17 protein-coding genes are annotated in these 16,381 nt (G+C 40.9%); 11 read left to right on the top strand and 6 right to left on the bottom strand.

Annotated features, from left to right (window positions below):
- Positions 1 to 14: 14 nt before the first annotated feature.
- Complete coding sequence (gene mscL, locus F3G91_RS04910) at positions 15 to 422, bottom strand: large-conductance mechanosensitive channel protein MscL (protein WP_103590823.1); 408 nt, start codon at positions 420 to 422, stop codon at positions 15 to 17.
- A 146-nt stretch (positions 423 to 568) separates the two neighbouring features.
- On the opposite strand from mscL, the gene gltX reads away from it, so the two are divergent.
- Genes gltX through F3G91_RS04895 form a run of 3 tightly spaced genes read left to right on the top strand, consistent with a single transcriptional unit; the run spans position 569 to position 3,781 of the window.
- Positions 569 to 1,864 (top strand): glutamate--tRNA ligase, encoded by a 1,296-nt coding sequence (gltX, locus tag F3G91_RS04905; RefSeq protein WP_149700868.1) that lies wholly within the window; start codon positions 569 to 571, stop codon positions 1,862 to 1,864.
- An 8-nt stretch (positions 1,865 to 1,872) separates the two neighbouring features.
- Complete coding sequence (locus F3G91_RS04900) at positions 1,873 to 2,166, top strand: YggT family protein (protein ID WP_021084756.1); 294 nt, start codon at positions 1,873 to 1,875, stop codon at positions 2,164 to 2,166.
- On the top strand, positions 2,144 to 3,781 hold the full coding sequence (locus F3G91_RS04895) for a lytic transglycosylase domain-containing protein (protein WP_149700867.1): 1,638 nt from the start codon (positions 2,144 to 2,146) through the stop codon (positions 3,779 to 3,781). The genes F3G91_RS04900 and F3G91_RS04895 overlap by 23 nt, the downstream gene beginning before the upstream one ends.
- Here the strand turns inward: F3G91_RS04895 and F3G91_RS04890 are convergent.
- A complete protein-coding gene (locus tag F3G91_RS04890; RefSeq protein ID WP_149700866.1) occupies positions 3,702 to 4,181 on the bottom strand; it encodes a hypothetical protein in 480 nt (159 codons plus the stop codon). The two genes, F3G91_RS04895 and F3G91_RS04890, sit on opposite strands and share 80 nt — an antisense overlap.
- A gap of 121 nt (positions 4,182 to 4,302) precedes the next feature.
- Here F3G91_RS04890 and mobB point away from each other — a divergent pair, with 121 nt between their 5' ends.
- The 5 genes from mobB to F3G91_RS04865 are packed head-to-tail and all read left to right on the top strand — an operon-like array spanning position 4,303 to position 8,791.
- Entirely contained in the window at positions 4,303 to 4,782 is a 480-nt protein-coding gene (gene mobB, locus F3G91_RS04885; protein ID WP_012001396.1) for a molybdopterin-guanine dinucleotide biosynthesis protein B, read from the top strand.
- Positions 4,782 to 5,645 (top strand): class 1 fructose-bisphosphatase, encoded by an 864-nt coding sequence (locus F3G91_RS04880; RefSeq protein WP_262974800.1) that lies wholly within the window; start codon positions 4,782 to 4,784, stop codon positions 5,643 to 5,645. Before mobB ends, F3G91_RS04880 begins: the two co-directional genes overlap by 1 nt.
- Entirely contained in the window at positions 5,645 to 5,863 is a 219-nt protein-coding gene (locus F3G91_RS04875) for a hypothetical protein (RefSeq protein ID WP_002940116.1), read from the top strand. The genes F3G91_RS04880 and F3G91_RS04875 overlap by 1 nt, the downstream gene beginning before the upstream one ends.
- 15 nt (positions 5,864 to 5,878) lie before the next feature.
- The gene (gene metG / locus F3G91_RS04870) at positions 5,879 to 7,813 is read left to right on the top strand and encodes a methionine--tRNA ligase (protein ID WP_149700864.1); all 1,935 of its coding nucleotides are present in this window, start codon (positions 5,879 to 5,881) and stop codon (positions 7,811 to 7,813) included.
- The gene (locus F3G91_RS04865) at positions 7,814 to 8,791 is read left to right on the top strand and encodes a ferrochelatase (RefSeq protein ID WP_107969200.1); all 978 of its coding nucleotides are present in this window, start codon (positions 7,814 to 7,816) and stop codon (positions 8,789 to 8,791) included.
- A 33-nt stretch (positions 8,792 to 8,824) separates the two neighbouring features.
- Here F3G91_RS04865 and hcp read toward each other — a convergent pair whose 3' ends face one another.
- Positions 8,825 to 10,153 (bottom strand): hydroxylamine reductase, encoded by a 1,329-nt coding sequence (hcp, locus tag F3G91_RS04860; protein WP_021087657.1) that lies wholly within the window; start codon positions 10,151 to 10,153, stop codon positions 8,825 to 8,827.
- A gap of 220 nt (positions 10,154 to 10,373) precedes the next feature.
- Between hcp and F3G91_RS04855 the strand changes: the two genes are divergently transcribed.
- Positions 10,374 to 11,018: a flagellar biosynthesis protein gene (locus F3G91_RS04855; protein WP_107969204.1), complete on the top strand. Its 645-nt coding sequence runs from the start codon at positions 10,374 to 10,376 to the stop codon at positions 11,016 to 11,018.
- Positions 11,019 to 11,074: 56 nt separating this feature from the next.
- On the opposite strand, the gene queC is transcribed toward F3G91_RS04855, so the two are convergent.
- Positions 11,075 to 11,773 carry a 7-cyano-7-deazaguanine synthase QueC gene (gene queC / locus F3G91_RS04850; protein ID WP_107969206.1) on the bottom strand — a complete coding sequence of 233 codons (699 nt, stop codon included), beginning with the start codon at positions 11,771 to 11,773 and terminating at the stop codon, positions 11,075 to 11,077.
- A 24-nt stretch (positions 11,774 to 11,797) separates the two neighbouring features.
- Here queC and ybeY point away from each other — a divergent pair, with 24 nt between their 5' ends.
- Complete coding sequence (gene ybeY / locus F3G91_RS04845) at positions 11,798 to 12,235, top strand: rRNA maturation RNase YbeY (RefSeq protein WP_149700863.1); 438 nt, start codon at positions 11,798 to 11,800, stop codon at positions 12,233 to 12,235.
- A gap of 13 nt (positions 12,236 to 12,248) precedes the next feature.
- Here ybeY and F3G91_RS04840 read toward each other — a convergent pair whose 3' ends face one another.
- Positions 12,249 to 12,803: a DUF1523 family protein gene (locus F3G91_RS04840; protein ID WP_149700862.1), complete on the bottom strand. Its 555-nt coding sequence runs from the start codon at positions 12,801 to 12,803 to the stop codon at positions 12,249 to 12,251.
- Between the two features lie 71 nt (positions 12,804 to 12,874).
- On the bottom strand, positions 12,875 to 15,106 hold the full coding sequence (locus F3G91_RS04835) for a nitric-oxide reductase large subunit (protein WP_149700861.1): 2,232 nt from the start codon (positions 15,104 to 15,106) through the stop codon (positions 12,875 to 12,877).
- A 218-nt stretch (positions 15,107 to 15,324) separates the two neighbouring features.
- Here F3G91_RS04835 and F3G91_RS04830 point away from each other — a divergent pair, with 218 nt between their 5' ends.
- Positions 15,325 to 16,380, top strand: a complete 1,056-nt coding sequence (locus F3G91_RS04830) for an ABC transporter substrate-binding protein (RefSeq protein ID WP_103614926.1) — start codon at positions 15,325 to 15,327, stop codon at positions 16,378 to 16,380.
- Position 16,381 lies beyond the last annotated feature (1 nt).

Here is a 16,381-nt window from a genome sequence, read left to right as displayed (position 1 = left end):
TTTGATTTAAGAATTTATTTTTTAAGAAGATCTCTGATCTCAGTTAGAAGTGCTATATCAGCAGGAGTTTCAGGCTCTGCAGGAGCTGCCTCTTCTTCTTTTGGTAGTTTATTTTTAAGTGTATTTAAAGCTTTGATGACGCAAAAAATACAAAACGCAATGATTAAAAAATCAACCATTGTTTGTATAAATGAGCCATAGTTTATCGTAACAGCTGGCGCACCTTCTGCTGCTTCTTTTAATGTTAGCTTAAGATCAGTGAAATTTACACCGCCTGTTATAACACCAACCACTGGCATGATAATATCACCAACTAGCGATGAAACGATCTTTCCAAATGCCCCACCGATAACAACACCAACTGCCATATCTATGACATTTCCGCGCATCGCAAATTCTTTAAATTCGCTGATCAAACTCATTCTTTCTCCTATAAATAGTTAAATTTTCGTGCGGATTTTATAAAAAATATGCTTTGCTTAGCCTAAAAATTTAAAATTACATAACTTTAAATTTATCAAGCGAGTGTTATAATCCAAACTTCAAATTTAACGTAAGGAATGAGCTTATGTATCGTTTTGCACCCTCTCCAACAGGAGATATGCACATAGGAAATTTACGTGCTGCTATTTTCAACTATATTTGTTCTTTGCAAGATAAAAGTGGCTTTATTTTACGCATAGAAGATACCGACAAAGAGCGAAATATCGAGGGAAAAGAGAAAGATATCTTAGAAATTTTGAGCAAATTTGGCATAAAACCAGAGCAAATTTACATCCAAAGTGAAAATTTAAAATTCCACAGACAGCTTGCATCAAAGCTTCTCATCGATAAAAAGGCCTTTGCTTGCTTTTGCACTGAAGAAGAGCTTGAGGCAAAAAAACAAAAAGCAAAAGAGCAAGGCGTGGCATATAGATATGACGGCACATGCGAGAGGCTAAGCGACGCTGAAGTTTTAAACTGCGAGAAGCCATTTGTCATCCGCATGAAAAAACCAACACGCACGATGAGCTTTACAGATGCGATCAAGGGCGAGCTTAGCTTCGAGCCAGACGCTGTTGATAGCTTTGTCATCATGAGAGCAGACAAAACTCCAACTTATAACTTCGCCTGCGCGGTTGATGATATGCTTGAGGGCGTGACCTTTGTCATACGCGGCGAGGATCACGTGAGCAACACACCAAAGCAAGACCTCATACGCGAGGGCCTTGGCTACACTGGCAAGATGAACTACGCACATTTGCCTATCCTTTTAAATATAGAGGGTAAAAAAATGAGCAAACGCGAGAACGAATCAAGCGTAAAATGGCTCTTTGAGCAGGGATTTTTACCTGAGGCGATCGCAAACTATCTGATACTTCTTGGCAACAAAACTCCAACTGAAATTTTTACGATCGAAGATGCAGTGAAGTGGTTTGATATAACCAAAATTTCACGCTCACCTGCTAGATTTGACGTGAAAAAACTTGAGCAGATAAATAGAGAACACATCAAGCTTGCTTCAAAAGAGCGCATAAAAGAGATATTTGGCGTGGATGAGAGCAAGGTTGAGCTAGTTAAATTTTACACTCAAGAAAGCTCTCTAGTGCCTGAGATAAAGGCAAAAGTAGAGGCTATATACTCACCAAAAATAGCTCCAGATGAGTACAAAAACGAATTTGAGATCATTAAAAAAGCAGCTTGTAATTTAAAACCGTGCGAAACATTTGATGAGTTTAAAAAAGAGCTTATGAGCGCTACAAATTTAAAAGGCAAAAACTTTTTCATGCCGCTACGTGCGCTTCTTACAAACGACCTTCACGGCCCTGAGCTTAGCGAGCTCTATCCACTCATCAAAGATGATCTAGTAAAAATTTTAATCTAGGAGCAAAAATGATACTTTCCACCCTATTTTCAGCGGTCGCAAACATTTTGCACCTCATCATCACGGTCTATACGTGGATCGTCATCGCAGCGGCTCTCATTAGCTGGGTCAAGCCTGATCCTAGCTCGCCAGTCGTGCAGCTACTTTATAGGCTGACTGATCCTGTTTATAGCTTCATCAGACGCTACATCAAAACAGAATTTAACGGCATAGACTTTGCCCCACTCATCGTGCTTTTAGCACTTCAACTCATAGATCAATTTTTAATAAGGCTTTTATTTGTTTTTGCTGCGTCACTTTAGTATCCTCTCTTTAGCCTGCGTTGCTCTTTTAGCTAAAATTTACACTTACGAGGAGCTAAAAAACGAGCCAAAAAGCCTTGCAAAAGACTACTACATAAACCGCCTTATAAACGAGGGTAGCTACACAAAGGAGCAGATAGCAGAGCTTTCACGCGACGTTTTTAGAAAAAGTGGCTTAGTTCAAAAATCAATCAATAAAATTTTACCTCCCAAAGCAGCCCCTAGCAAGTGCCCTGGCATAAGCGCAAGCAATATCACAAGTGCTAGCTTGGCTTGCCAAAATTTACTAACAACGATGAGCTTTTCTCTAAAACTTGATAGCAAAACTCGTGAAATTTTAGCGGCAAATCTTGCAAGCACAAACCCAGAAAAAGCTAGAATTTTACGCACTTTAAATGAGCCAAATCCAGCTCTTAGCTTTGCAAATGCAAATGATGCAAAGAGCTTTTTAGAGCTTTTTAACACTTCAAGTCCGCAAAGCAAAAATGCTCTTTTTAGCGTAAATTTTGAAGCAAATTTTATGAACAAGCTCTACTTGCAAAAGGGTTTTACAAATTTATTAAACGATGTAGTCTTTAATAAAAAATATGAAGGCTTTAGAAGAAATTTACTTAGCATAGATCCAGCTGTCACTGAGAAGAGCGACGCTTTTACACTTGGGCTAAACGCCATCTTACTTGGTCAAAATAATGTTGCATTTAGTTTTTTCACAAGAGCTAAAAACACCTTTGATAGGGCTTGGCAAAGAGACAATGCGACCTTTTGGCAGTATGAACTAAGCGGCGATGAGAGCTTTTTAAAAGAGCTAAGTGCTAGCAAAGATGCAAATATCTACTCTCTTTACGCAAGAGATTTGGTCGGTGGCGAGCCGCTTGAAGTGATCGTGCCAAGACCTAGCAAGCAAAATATCGAAAATTTTGATGTAAGCGATCCATTTTTATGGAACAAAACCGCAGCTCTTGCAAAGGATATGAACGCCACGCAAGCAAGCGAATTTGCGATGAAATTTTACACAAACGAGAGCATCGGTGCATACGCTTACTTCATGCAAAAGGCGCATGGCTGGGAGAAGCAGTACTTTTTGATGCCAAACTCACCAGAGCTTGAGGGCATCAGCACTGAGCGAAAGTCGATGATCTACGCACTAGCAAGGCAAGAGAGCCTCTTTATCCCAAGCGTCGTTTCTACCTCATACGCCCTTGGCATGATGCAGTTTATGCCATTTCTTGCAAATGCGATCGGCAAAAAAGAGCTAAAAATTCCAAATTTTGACCAAGACGATCTTTTTAAAACTGATGTCGCCTTTAAATTTGCAAATCACCACCTAAACTATCTTGATAAATTTCTTTATCATCCGCTCTTTACAGCCTACGCGTATAACGGCGGTATCGGCTTTACCAAAAAAGTCATAACAAGAGAAGATATGTTTAAAGAGGGGAAATTTGAGCCGTTTTTATCGATCGAACTAGTCCCAGTGGCTGAGACTAGAAACTACGGCAAGAAGGTGCTTGCAAACTACGTGATCTATATGGCGCTTAATGGTTCCAGTATAAAGATTTCGCAACTTTTCGAAAATTTAACAAAACCGGCTTTGACTGATAAATTTCGAAACTAAGCGCAAGATCGTCACTTTGCTTACTTGGTGCGGTCACTTCATAATAGACCGCCCAAGGCATAGAAAATCCAGCAAATTTAAGCATCTCGTCACTTTCATCAAGCAGTCTTACATTTGTGGCATTTGAGTCGCCATTTACCTTTATGTTGCTCAAATTTTGCGCATGCTCTTTTGGGTTTATGGCTACCAAAAAGTGCTCTTTGCTCTCGTCTAAATTTGAGTTGTATATTGGATTTAAATAGGTTGCGATTATAAGCGTTCTATCGGTGCCATCGATGATCTCGCTCTTACTTGTGTAGGCTAAAAGCTCATTTTTTAGTGGCTCATGCACGATCACTTTTTGATCGGCGCAGCCAAATATCATCAAAATAAATGCAAAAAATAGTGTAAATTTTCTCATAAAAAACTCTTAAAATATTAAATTTTCTCGCATTTTAGCATTTTATTTTTTAAATTTCACTCATAAATTTTAAAGCCAATATGAGCTATAATCGCAAGAAATTTTAACGAAAAAGGCTCTTATGAAAAGACTTGCCATTGCTTTTTCTGGCCCTTCAAATAGCGGAAAAACGACACTTATCTTAAAAGTCGCAAAAAAATTTATAGATGATGGGCTAAAGGTCGTTGTGGTCAAGCACGACCCAGGCGACAAGGCCAAATTTGACGTTGAAGGCAAGGATAGCTTTAAATTTTCTCAGGCAGGAGCTGACGTAGTCGTGATGAGTCCGACTAGAACGACTTATTTTTCGCAAAGCTCGCAAGGCATAGACGAGGTCATAAGGATGATAGGCGAGTTTGACATGCTCTTAGTCGAGGGGCTAAAGACGCTGCCACTGCCAAGACTAAGCGTCTTTAGGGGCGAGATCGATGAAGCTTATCTTAGCTTTTCAGACGCGATCGCCACTTATAAAGAGCAGATCCCTTACGAGATCACAAATCTAAATTTAGACGATATAGACGCCATTTGTGCGTGGATAATCAAAAATGCAAAGGCTGTATAATGCAAGAACTAAACCAAATTTTTAACACCATTAAAGATATCGCAAAAGAGATAAGCGAGGTCATAAAATACGCCGATCTTGGCTACACAACTCACGAAAACGCAACTGGCGACACCCAGCTAAAGCTTGATGTTAAAAGCGACGAGATCATCACAGCTAAATTTAAGCAGCTTTCATGCGTAAAAGCACTAATTAGCGAAGAGAAAGAGGACGAGCTTGAGATAAATAAAAATGCTAAATTTGTCATCGCTTACGATCCGCTCGATGGCTCAAGCCTAGTTGATGTAAATTTCGCTGTTGGCTCGATCTTTGGTATCTACGAAGACGAGGTAAAACCAGAAAATTTAATAGCCGCAGCTTACAGCATCTATGGCCCAAGACTTGAGCTAGTAATTGCCGAGAAAAAGGGCGCTTTGCCTAAATTTTATAGGCTTGGCAAAGATGGCGAGTTTAAATTTGTAAAAGAGCTTGAGCTAAAAGAAAAAGGCAAGCTAAACGCCACAGGAGCTACGCAAAAAGGCTGGAGCCAAACGCATAGAAACTTCATAAACGAGCTATTTAACGAGGGCTACAGACTAAGATATTCAGGTGCGATGGTGAGCGACTTGCATCAAATTTTACTAAAAGGCGGCGGTCTTTTTAGCTATCCAGCAACGAGCGATCATCCAAATGGCAAGCTAAGGGTTGTCTTTGAGGTGTTGCCATTTGCCTTTATATATGAAAACGCAAAAGGTGCAACCTCAAACGGCAAAAACCAAACACTTTTTGATATAAAAATAGAAAAAATCCACCAAACTACGCCATGCTTCTTTGGCTCACGTGATGAAATTTCACTTTTGCATAAATTTTACGAGCAAAAATAATGCAAGAAGCACAAGCAAACGAGCCACTTGACGCATTTGAGCTAGCCCTAAAACAAAAGGCTAAAATCATGCAAGAGTGCCAAGAGCAAAAAGGACGCAAAAGCTGTTTTAACTGCGAGGCATTTTTTGACTGCGAGACGAGGATAGAGTATGTAAATAGCTGCTACAACTCGATGTCAAAAGGCAACACCGGCAGTGACGGCGGATTTGATTTTTAAATTTAAAGGAAAAATATGAAAGAAAAAGCTTATATAACTACTCCGATTTATTACGTAAATGACGTGCCACACATCGGCCACGCCTACACGACTATCATCGCTGATACACTAGCTAGATTTAACCGCTTGCAAGGCAAAGAGACCTACTTCATGACTGGCACAGACGAGCATGGTCAAAAGATCGAGCAAGCAGCTCGCGCTAGAGGCAAAACGCCAAAAGAGTACGCTGATGAGATCAGTGCGAAATTTAGATCGCTTTGGGATGAATTTGAGATAAGCTACGACCATTTTATAAGGACGACCGACGAAGAGCACAAGCAAACCGTGCAAAATGTCTTTGAAAAGATGCAAGCAAACGGCGATATCTACAAGGGCGAGTACGAGGGCTTTTACTGCGTTAGCTGCGAGACATTTTTTAACCAAAGAGATCTGCTTGAAGACAACCGCTGTCCAGACTGCGGCCGCGTGACATCTTTGGTTAAAGAAGAGAGCTACTTTTTTAAGCTTTCAAAATATGAAGACGCACTTTTAAAATGGTACGAAAACGACGAGCTTTGCGTCATCCCAAAGGGCAAGAAAAACGAGGTCGTAAGCTTTGTAAAGGGCGGGCTAAAAGACCTCTCAGTCACAAGAACGAGCTTTGACTGGGGCATAAAGCTACCAAAGAGCGCAAACGACGACAAGCACGTTATGTACGTTTGGCTTGACGCACTCATAAACTACCTAACAACGCTAGGATATTCAAGAGATAACGCTAGAATGGACTTTTGGCCGCATACGACACACATTGTCGGCAAAGACATTTTGCGTTTTCACGCAGTTTATTGGCCGGCATTTTTGATGAGCCTTGGCTTGCCACTGCCAAAACACGTCGCAGCGCACGGCTGGTGGACGATAGATGGCGAAAAGATGAGCAAAAGCAAGGGCAACGTCATAAACCCAAGAGAGGTCGCAAATGCTTATGGACTTGAAAATTTCAGATACTTTTTGCTTAGAGAGGTGCCATTTGGACAAGATGGCGACTACAGCCAAAAAGCCTTAATCGAGCGTATAAACTCAGAGCTTGGCAACGGACTTGGCAACTTGCTAAGCCGAATTGTGGGCATGAGCGCAAAGTATAGCGGCTACAAGATCGACTCAAAAGATGTGATCAAATTTCATAAAGCCGAGCTTGATGAGGCGAAGGGCTACCTTGATGAGGCGATTAAAAATTTAGAAAATTTAGCGACAAACCGCTACTTAGAGGATCTTTGGAAGGTCGTAACGCTTGCAAACGCAGCCGTGGCGAAGTACGAGCCATGGTCACTTGTGAAAGCTGGCAAAAGTGACGAGGCAAACGCACTTGTGGCACTTTGTGCAAATTTACTTGCAAAAGTGGCGATACTGCTTAGCCCAGCTATGCCAAAAACTTGCGCTAAGATAGCTGATACGCTTGGCTTTAGCATAGATACTGCTTCTTACGAAAGCCTTGTATTAAAAAATGAAATTTCAAATTTTACTGCAAAAGCCACTGAGCCACTCTTCCCAAGGATAGAAAAAGAGCTAATGGGCGAGGCAAGAGAGCCAAAAGAAGAAGCAAAAGTAGAGGCAAAAGCTGAGCCAAAAGAGGAGAAAAAAGAAGAGGATATTATTAGCATCGATGACTTTGCCAAAATTGTGATAAAAGTAGGCGAAGTGCTCGAGTGTGAGAGGGTCGAGGGCAGTGAGAAGCTGCTTAAATTTAAGATAGATCTTGGCGAGGAGCAGCCACGTCAAATTTTATCTGGCATCGCCAAATACTACGAGCCTAGCTCGCTTGTGGGCAAGCAAGTTTGCGTTTTAGCAAATTTAAAAGAGCGAACGATGATGAAAAAATATGTCTCACAAGGCATGATCCTAAGCGCATCAGACGGCTCGCTAACGCTTCTTGGCACGCAAGGCAAGGTCAAAAATGGCGCGATCGTTGGCTAAATGACGATAGAAAATTTAACCCACATAATAAATGGGCAAATTTTAAACAATCCAAGCATCTCAAGCGTGACTAGCTTCGCGTTTGAGGCTAAAAATATAAAACGAGGCTATGCTCTCATCGCCACGCAAAGCGATCAGATCGCACCTGCGATAAAGCAAGGCGCCTATGCTATCATCAGCGAAGAAGATATCACGCCAAGCGACGATGAGATAGCCTTTATCAAGGTAGCGAGCCTGCAAACGGCTATCATCAAGCTCATGCGCTTTGAAGCGATCCACAAAAATATCAAATTTTGCGCAGTCAATCCCTTCATAAAAGCGCTTTTAGAGAAGTCGCACCTTGAAAAAAACGCCCACGTCATACCTGAAAATTTAACCGAGCTTTTTTATAAAATTTTCCATGCAAATTTGTTTGACACATTTTTTAGCGACGATACGAGGATACTTCAAAGGCTCTCGCTTCTTTACGAGACGGCCTGGACTGATACAAATATAAGCGTGCTAAATCCAAGCTCGATCTTTTTTACAACGCTCATTTACGACGACAAATACTATCAAAATTTATCCATCCCTAGAGTTTTTGCTGGGATGTTTTGCGGACTTCTTGGCTATCTTAAGAAAAACAATATCGGCTTTAAAGTGACAGAGAGCAGAATTTCATCGCACTTTGACCCAGTCTTTATCGACAAAGACTTTAAGCCAGTTGGTTTTGGTAGCAGTTTTAGAGCGGTGATAACTGAAGAAGATGAGGAGCTATTTTTGACTGAAAGTATATTTCTAAGGCGAAATTTCAGCGAGAGCGAGCTTAAATTTTGCCTGCCAAAAGATAGCACGCTAAAGGTTGAAAACGCCATTTTTTATGAAAATTTAGACGAGATAAAGAAGCTACAAAATTTCGTCTACGCCCTTGTGCTTTGCAAAAAAGAAGAACTACTTGATAGCTTAAGTCAAAGCAAAGAGCAAAGCGGGCTATTTTAAATTTAGAGCCAGAGCCTAAGCCCTGGCAATTTTTTACTCACCTAAGAAGTATTTTAGATCAGCTTGCGCGTCGCCGCTAATTGGTCTAACGTTAAATTTATCCACTAAGAAATTTATGATCTCTTCATTGAAAAATTTAGGCAAGCTAGGTCCAACGTTGATGTTTTTGATACCAAGGCTAAATAGCGCTAGCAAGATGATGACCGCTTTTTGCTCCATCCACATTAGCACGATAGAAACTGGTAGGTCATTTACTGCGATGCCTGTTGCCTCACTAAGTGCAAGAGCGATCTTAACCGCGCCGTTGCTATCGTTGCACTGGCCAAGGTCGATGTAGCGTGGTAGCTCGGTGCCTGGGACGTTGCCAAAGTCGATATCGTTAAATCTAAATTTACCGCAGCTTGAAGTAAGTATCACGCAGTCTTTTGGAAGGCTAGCAGCTAGCTCTCTATAGTACTCGCGTCCCTTGCCAGGTGCGTCACAGCCAGCGATCACGAAAAATCTGCGGATCTTGCCAGTGTTTATCGCGTCTAAAATTTGTGGGGCTAAAGTTAGGATAGTCTTGTAGTGACCGCCAGTTACTAGGCTCTCGTCGCTATCAAAGCCGCTAACGTCACCACAGGCTAAAGCGCACTCGATAAGTGGTGTGAAGTCGTCGTTTTCGATGTGTTTTACACCGTTTGTGCCTGCGATCGAGTAGCCAAATAGCCTATCAGCGTATGTGCAGTTTGAGCGTAGTGGCACGATGCAGTTTGTAGTCATTAGTATCGCGCCCTTAAATTCGTTAAATAGCTTGGTTTGGTCAAACCACGCCTTGCCGACGTTGCCTTTTAGGTGGCTATACTTGCGTAGTTCTGGGTATCCGTGAGCTGGAAGCATCTCTGAGTGAGTGTAGATGTTGATGCCTTTATCTTTTGTCGCCTCAAGTAGCGCTTTTAGAGCGTGTAAGTTGTGACCACTTACTAAAATCGCCTTGCCCTCGACCTTGTTTTGGCTCACTCTAACTGGTGTTGGGATGCCAAATTTAGCTGTGTGAGCCTCGCTTAATAGGTTCATCACCTCAACGCCAGCACCGCCTACTTCAAGAAGCTGTTTGATGTGCTCATCGAAGTTGAAATTTGAGTTTGTAAGCGTAAAATAAAGCGTATCAGCCATAACGCGATCGACATTGCTAGTATCAGCGCCAAGCTCGTGCGCGTGGTGGCGGTATGCACTAAGGCCTTTTAAGCCAAAAACCATCGTATCTTGCAAAAGCGCTAGCGTGTCGCTCTTGCCACAGGTGCCCATAGGCTGGCCCTTTGCACCGCATCCATCCTCAGCGCTCATCTCGCACTGATGGCAAAACATCTTCATATCTTTCATCTTTTCTCCTTGTGAATTTAAAAATTTAAGCGGATTTTATCCTAGGTGGCTAGCCATTTTGGTTGATAGCAGTCAAGAAAAGTTAAATTTAAATTTTAGTTATTAAATTTAAGATTTTATGATTATGGATATCAAAATATAAATTTGAAATTTGTCACAAAGAGTTAAAAAAATTTACAAAAAAACGATTTACATTTGAAATTTATTTAAAAGGATGAAAATGAAAAATTTATTACTGGCGATATTTGCCGCTTTTATGCTTTGTGGCTGCGCTCCAAAGGGGATATTTGTGAGTTTGCCAGACGAGCAAGCACCTTCAAGCATTAGCAAAAAGACAAAAATTTACATCGAAAGTGTCAAGGATGTGAGAGCCTTTGAAAACGACCCAAAACAAGCAAGCACCCCATCTTTATATAAGCACAATGTAAATGAAGTTAGCGCAAAAGAGAAACAAAAATACATCGGCAGAACTAGAAACAGCTATGGCAAAGGGCTATGGAACGTCATTTTAGAAAATAAGCAAAGGACAACTAGCGTAGTAAGAGAGCGCATAGAGGACGCCTTTAGAAGTAATGGCTACCAAGTCATAAAAAATGAAAACGAAGTAGATAAGGATACGATAAGCGTAAATGCAAAGATAGAAAAACTTTGGACTTACTTAACGCTTGGAGCGGTAAAAGTTGGTCTAAATGCCGATATAAGCACCACTTTAAGCGTAAATAATAAGGAGCTAAGCACGGTTGTAAAACGCAAAGAGGAGTACATGTTGGTAAATCAAAATGACTATGCAAATATCATCAAAAGCTCTCTAGCTGAGTACAAAGAGAAGCTTGCTAAGCAGATAAGCGAGCTAAATTTAGAATAAATTTTAGGCTAGCTACTAAATTTATAGTGGCTAGCTTTTAAATTTCAAGGCAAATTTCACTTTTTATAAGGGATTTTATCAACGGCGTTTGCTTTTTTAAAGCCATTTAGCCTTAGCCTGCAACTATCACAAAGCCCGCAAGCCTCGTCCTCGCTCTCGTAGCAGCTCCATGTAAGCTCTATTGGTGAGCCAAGCTCAAGCGACTTTGAGACGATATCAGCCTTGCTTAAATTTACAAGCGGTGTGACGATCTCGCAAGAAAACTCAGCCGATGTGCCTAAATTTATCGCCTCATTTATGCTTTTTATAAAGCTCTCTTTGCAGTCAGGATACCCAGAGCTATCCTCCTCGACCACGCCTATGTAGATCGCCTGCGCTCCTTCTTTTTCAGCAAGTGCTGCGGCGATTGAGATAAATACGCCATTTCTAAACGGCACGTAGGTGTTTGGCACGTCCTTGCTAACGCCATCTTTTCTTATCTGCATACTAGTATCAGTTAGCGAATTTCCGCCTATTTGAGCGATGAAGCTAACGTCTAAATTTATCTTTTTGACCACGCCAAGTCGCTCACAAATCTCGTCAAACGCGCGCTTTTCTCGCTTCATTGTTCTTTGATTATAGTCAAAATGAAGTGCGACCACATCATATCCAGCCCTCTTTGCCATCACAGCGCAAAGCGTGCTATCCATACCGCCGCTCATTATACAAACTGCTTTTTTCATATTTTGCCCTTTAAATTTGCTAAAATTATACAAAAATTTACTAAGGACAAGCCAAAAATGATACTTTGCGAAGAAAGTTATCCTGAAATTTTAGATCAAATTTGCTCACATCTAACGCCCGGTGAAGTTGAGTTAGTTTTTATCAACAAAGATGAGATGAGAGAGCTAAACAGATCCGAGCGTGGCATAGATAAAACCACTGACGTCTTAAGCTTTCCCCTTGAGTTCATCGTCCATGCCCCACTTGGCTCGGTAGTCATAAACAAAGATATGGTAAAAGAAAAAGCAGCCGAACTAAATCACAGCGAAGATGCCGAAACTGCGCTACTTTTCACACATGGCTTGCTGCATATCTTAGGCTTCGATCACGAAAAAGACGACGGGCAGATGAGAGAGAAAGAGTGCGAAGTGATAGCTAAATTTAACTTGCCAAAGAGCCTAATCGTAAGAAGCGAGGACGTTAGGCTCATTGATCTAATAAATAAAAAGGGCTGATAAAGCCCCTGATTTATACAGCCTCTTTTTTTGTCTCTAAATTTTCAACTTTTGGCGCAAAAGCCTTGTTTATCTTTCTTATCCAGATAACAAGCGAGATAAATAAGATAAAGTAAAGTATGTAGCTAGCGATAGGCCAGCTGGTGTTTGTGCCGCTATCTTTTATAGAGATGGCGTTTCTAAACTCGTTTAGCATAGAAATTCTATATCCATAGTATTTGATAGTGACGTTTTTATCGCTATTTGTAAAGCCTTGAGCCTTGGCTTGGATGTCGGCTGAGTTAAATTTAAAATAAAATGGAAACCCCCACGCCGTATCTTCGTTTCTATAAGCCATAACTTTTTCAGCATTTTTTGCATCTTTTGTGTAGATAAAATAGACATCTCTTACAGGCCCATCGGCTGGGTTTTTGGCGTCTATTATGCCATCTTTATCCATGCGTTTTACGTCGCCGCCAGTTATCTGCACGCTTGCGTAGTGCGGAAATGAAAAATCAACTAAAAACGCCAAAAACAGGTGCAAAAGCACGACAAATGTAACGCAAATTCTTTTTAAAAATGTCATCATTTCTATCCTTTAAATTTGCACTATTTTATGAAAATATAGCTTAAATAAAGGGGCAAAGCGTCCCCATAAATTTAAGCCTTTTTATTAAGCATAAATTTTAAAAGCTGAGCAAAGAAGCAGATGCCACCGATTATCAAAATCGTATCGCCAAGCATCCTTAACCATCTTAAATTTTGCAAGTGTGACTGTTGTAAAAGCTCAGCACTTCTTGCATACCACATGCCCTGCTCCAAGCTTGCAAATGCTTGATAGATGCCTATTGGAAGTAGTGAAAGCACGATCATTAGCATAAGTCCTGCATTTAGTCCCCAAAAGCCAACTTTCATCAAATTTTCATCAAATTCTTGCCCTTTATATAGATAAGTAGCCACAAGCCAGACAAAGCCAAGTGCCAAGAATCCATAAACGCCAAATAGCGCTGCGTGCCCGTGAACTGGCGTTGTATTTAGTCCTTGGATGTAAAATAGCGAGATCGGAGGATTTATCAAAAATCCAAAGACGCCAGCGCCTAGCATATTCCAAAAGGCAACTGCGATGAAGCAATAAAGTGGCCATTTAAGCGTTTTAGCCCAGCTTTGAGCAAACTGAAGTTTGTAGTGCTCATACGCCTCAGCGCCAAGTAAAACTAAAGGCACGACCTCAAGCGCTGAAAAACTAGCGCCAACTGCCATTATAGGAGTTGTGGTGCCTGCAAAGTAGAGGTGGTGAAATGTGCCTGGAATGCCGCCTATCATAAAAAGTGACGCACTTGCAAGCGTTTGAAATGTCGCAAATCTTTTTGAGACAAGACCCAGTGAGACAAAGACAAAGGCGAGCGAAGCTGTCGCAAATACTTCAAAAAAGCCCTCAACCCAAAGATGCACGACCCACCAGCGCCAATACTCCATCACTGGCAATGGGCTTCTTTGTCCATAAAATAGCCCTGCTCCGTAAAATAAGCCAACCGCAACCGCTGACATAGCAAAGATAGCTAGTAAATTTTTATCGCCTTTGTTTTTAAACCCGCCTGCAAATCCACGAAGAAGCAGAAGCATCCAGATGACAAGACCGACAAATAAAATAATCTGCCAAACACGTCCAAGATCGATGTATTCATATCCTTGATGTCCAAGCCAGAAGCTTAAATTTATAGGCATGATGTTTGCGATAGCTAAATATTCGCCCACAAAACTGCCAACTACAAGGATAAGTAGAGCGTAAAAGAGCAGATCAACACCAAGCTTTTGAAATTTTGGATCCTTGCCGCCATTTATGATCGGAGCTAAAAATAGTCCAGCCGCTAAAAATCCAGTCGCTATCCAAAAGATACTAGCTTGTATATGCCACGTTCTAGCAAGCGAATAAGGGATGTAGGCTGATAAATTTATGCCATAAAATTCTTGCCCTTCGACTGTGTAGTGAGCTGTAAAGCCGCCTATTAAAATTTGAAACGCAAAAAGAGCTAATGTGACAAAGAGATACTTTTTAAGTGCCTTTTGTGACGGCGTTAAATTTAGCTTTTTAAGCGGATCTTCGCTAATTGGCTCAAGCTTTTCATCATCTTTTTTGCCGTAAAATGAGCTAAACCAAACAAGAAGTCCAACGCCAGTTAGAAGTATCACGACGCTTGCGATCGACCAAAAGATATTCTCACTTGTTGGCACATTATCGATTAGCGGTTCGTGCGGCCAGTTGTTTGTGTAAGTTGCCTCGCTACCAGGCCTGTTTGTCGCTGTCGCCCAGGCTGACCAGAAGAAGAAGTTGTTTAGATCAGCTCTGTCGCTTGCACCTGGGAGCGTGTTTTCTTTCATTGCATACGCTTCTCTTAAAGATTTAAACTTAGGATCATCTCCAAAAAGCGCAGCATACTCGCTAGCTACTTGACTTATAGCTTTTAGTCTATCGGCGCTTAGCACAAATTTATCGTCCTTTACGCTATTTTCTCTATACTCTTTTTTAAGCAAAACCTTTAAATTTGCCTTTTGCTCATCGTTTAGATCAGCGTATTTTGAGTGATAAATTTCGTCTGCCTTTATCTGCAAAAATGCAACTAGCTCTTTATGAAGCCAGTCGGCACTCCAATCAGGCGCTTGATATGCCCCGTGCCCCCAAACAGAGCCAACCTGCATACCGCCTATGCTTTGCCAAGCCTCTTGACCTTTGTAGATACTCTCTTTGTCGATTACGACCTTGCCATTTTCATCAGTAAAATTTACAACTGGAGGCGAATTTCTATAAACCTCAACGCCGTAGTAGCCTAAAATACTAAAGCAAACTACCAGCACAGCAACAAGTGCGAGCCAGTATCTTTTGTATTCACGCATTGATTCTCCTTTTTTAAAATTTAGGAGAAAGTTTATCTCATTTCAAAATAGTGACTAATGACATATATCAATAAAAGGAGAATATTTATCCTATTAGTTTTATAGAAATTTACAAAATATGCAAATTTTTCACAATGTATATGCAAATTTTACATAACATTAATGTAAATAACAGTAATATATCAACCAAACTATTTCACACGAAAAAAGGAAAAAATATGCAAATGAATTTCATGCACAAAGTGGCTAAAATAGGCCTTGTTGCTTCACTTTTTGCGGCTCTTAGCCTAAGCGCAGCTGAGTCTGCTAGAAGCATCACAGATATGAAAGGCGTCAAAGTAAGCGTGCCTGAGAAGGTTGAGAAGATCGCTGCATTATGGAATGCAAACAACGAGATCATCCTAGCACTTGGCGGTATGGATAAGGTTGTAGCCACAACTGATCTGATCAAAACCAACAAGTGGTTTGAGCATGTCTATCCAAAACTTAAAAATTTGCCAGCTGCACTAAACGGCAAAGACCTTCAGATCGAAGAGCTTGTTAAGCTTGCCCCTGATGTTATCGTGGTATCAAGCAAAAACTACCAAGATGAACTTATCAAAAACGGCTTTAGCGCGGTAAATTTGATCTTTAGAGACTATCCAGATATGGAGAAAAGCATCTACGCAACAGCTGAAGTTATAGGCACTGATGACGCTAGAAAAAAAGCTGAAAAGCTTGCTAATAAAATCCACGATAACTCTGAGTTTGTAACAGCAAGAACAAAAAACATCCCTGACGCTAAACGTCCAAAAGTACTTCACCTTCTTGGCGGAGCGAATTTGCTAAAAATTGATGGTACAAACACTATCCAAAACACTTGGATCAAGCTAGGTGGCGGTGTAAATGCTATCCAAACTGAGGGTTCAATGATCGAAGTTAGCGCTGAAGAGATCATCAATGCAAACCCTGATATCATCATCGTTGGTGGCAATGACACAGACGCACAGATCAAAAAGATAAAAGAGCACCCTGCATTCTCTGGCTCAAACGCTGTTAAAAACGGCAAAGTTTATGGCAACCCAAAAGGTGTATTTAGCTGGGATAGATATGGTGCTGAAAACGTGCTTCAAATTTTATGGGCAGCAAAGACTATCCAACCAGATCTATTTAAAGATGTCGATATAAAAGCAAAAACAAAAGAATTTTATAAAGAGTTCTTAAATCACGATCTTACCGACACAGAGTATGGCTATATCTTAAAAGGCCTAAATCCAGACGGTAGCAGTAAATAAG

The organism is Campylobacter concisus (assembly GCF_902460715.1).
Classification (GTDB): Bacteria; Campylobacterota; Campylobacteria; order Campylobacterales; family Campylobacteraceae; genus Campylobacter_A; species Campylobacter_A concisus_AK.
The sequence above is the reverse complement of the archived record's forward strand: the minus strand, read 5'-3'. Positions and strand labels throughout refer to the sequence as shown.

Coding starts and splice junctions, on each gene's coding strand:
- mscL (WP_103590823.1), bottom strand. CDS start 422: ATGAGTTTGATCAGCGAATTTAAAGAATTTGCGATGCGCGGAAATGTC.
- gltX (WP_149700868.1), top strand. CDS start 569: ATGTATCGTTTTGCACCCTCTCCAACAGGAGATATGCACATAGGAAAT.
- F3G91_RS04900 (WP_021084756.1), top strand. CDS start 1,873: ATGATACTTTCCACCCTATTTTCAGCGGTCGCAAACATTTTGCACCTC.
- F3G91_RS04890 (WP_149700866.1), bottom strand. CDS start 4,181: ATGAGAAAATTTACACTATTTTTTGCATTTATTTTGATGATATTTGGC.
- mobB (WP_012001396.1), top strand. CDS start 4,303: ATGAAAAGACTTGCCATTGCTTTTTCTGGCCCTTCAAATAGCGGAAAA.
- F3G91_RS04880 (WP_262974800.1), top strand. CDS start 4,782: ATGCAAGAACTAAACCAAATTTTTAACACCATTAAAGATATCGCAAAA.
- F3G91_RS04875 (WP_002940116.1), top strand. CDS start 5,645: ATGCAAGAAGCACAAGCAAACGAGCCACTTGACGCATTTGAGCTAGCC.
- metG (WP_149700864.1), top strand. CDS start 5,879: ATGAAAGAAAAAGCTTATATAACTACTCCGATTTATTACGTAAATGAC.
- F3G91_RS04865 (WP_107969200.1), top strand. CDS start 7,814: ATGACGATAGAAAATTTAACCCACATAATAAATGGGCAAATTTTAAAC.
- hcp (WP_021087657.1), bottom strand. CDS start 10,153: ATGAAAGATATGAAGATGTTTTGCCATCAGTGCGAGATGAGCGCTGAG.
- F3G91_RS04855 (WP_107969204.1), top strand. CDS start 10,374: ATGAAAAATTTATTACTGGCGATATTTGCCGCTTTTATGCTTTGTGGC.
- ybeY (WP_149700863.1), top strand. CDS start 11,798: ATGATACTTTGCGAAGAAAGTTATCCTGAAATTTTAGATCAAATTTGC.
- F3G91_RS04840 (WP_149700862.1), bottom strand. CDS start 12,803: ATGATGACATTTTTAAAAAGAATTTGCGTTACATTTGTCGTGCTTTTG.
- F3G91_RS04835 (WP_149700861.1), bottom strand. CDS start 15,106: ATGCGTGAATACAAAAGATACTGGCTCGCACTTGTTGCTGTGCTGGTA.
- F3G91_RS04830 (WP_103614926.1), top strand. CDS start 15,325: ATGCAAATGAATTTCATGCACAAAGTGGCTAAAATAGGCCTTGTTGCT.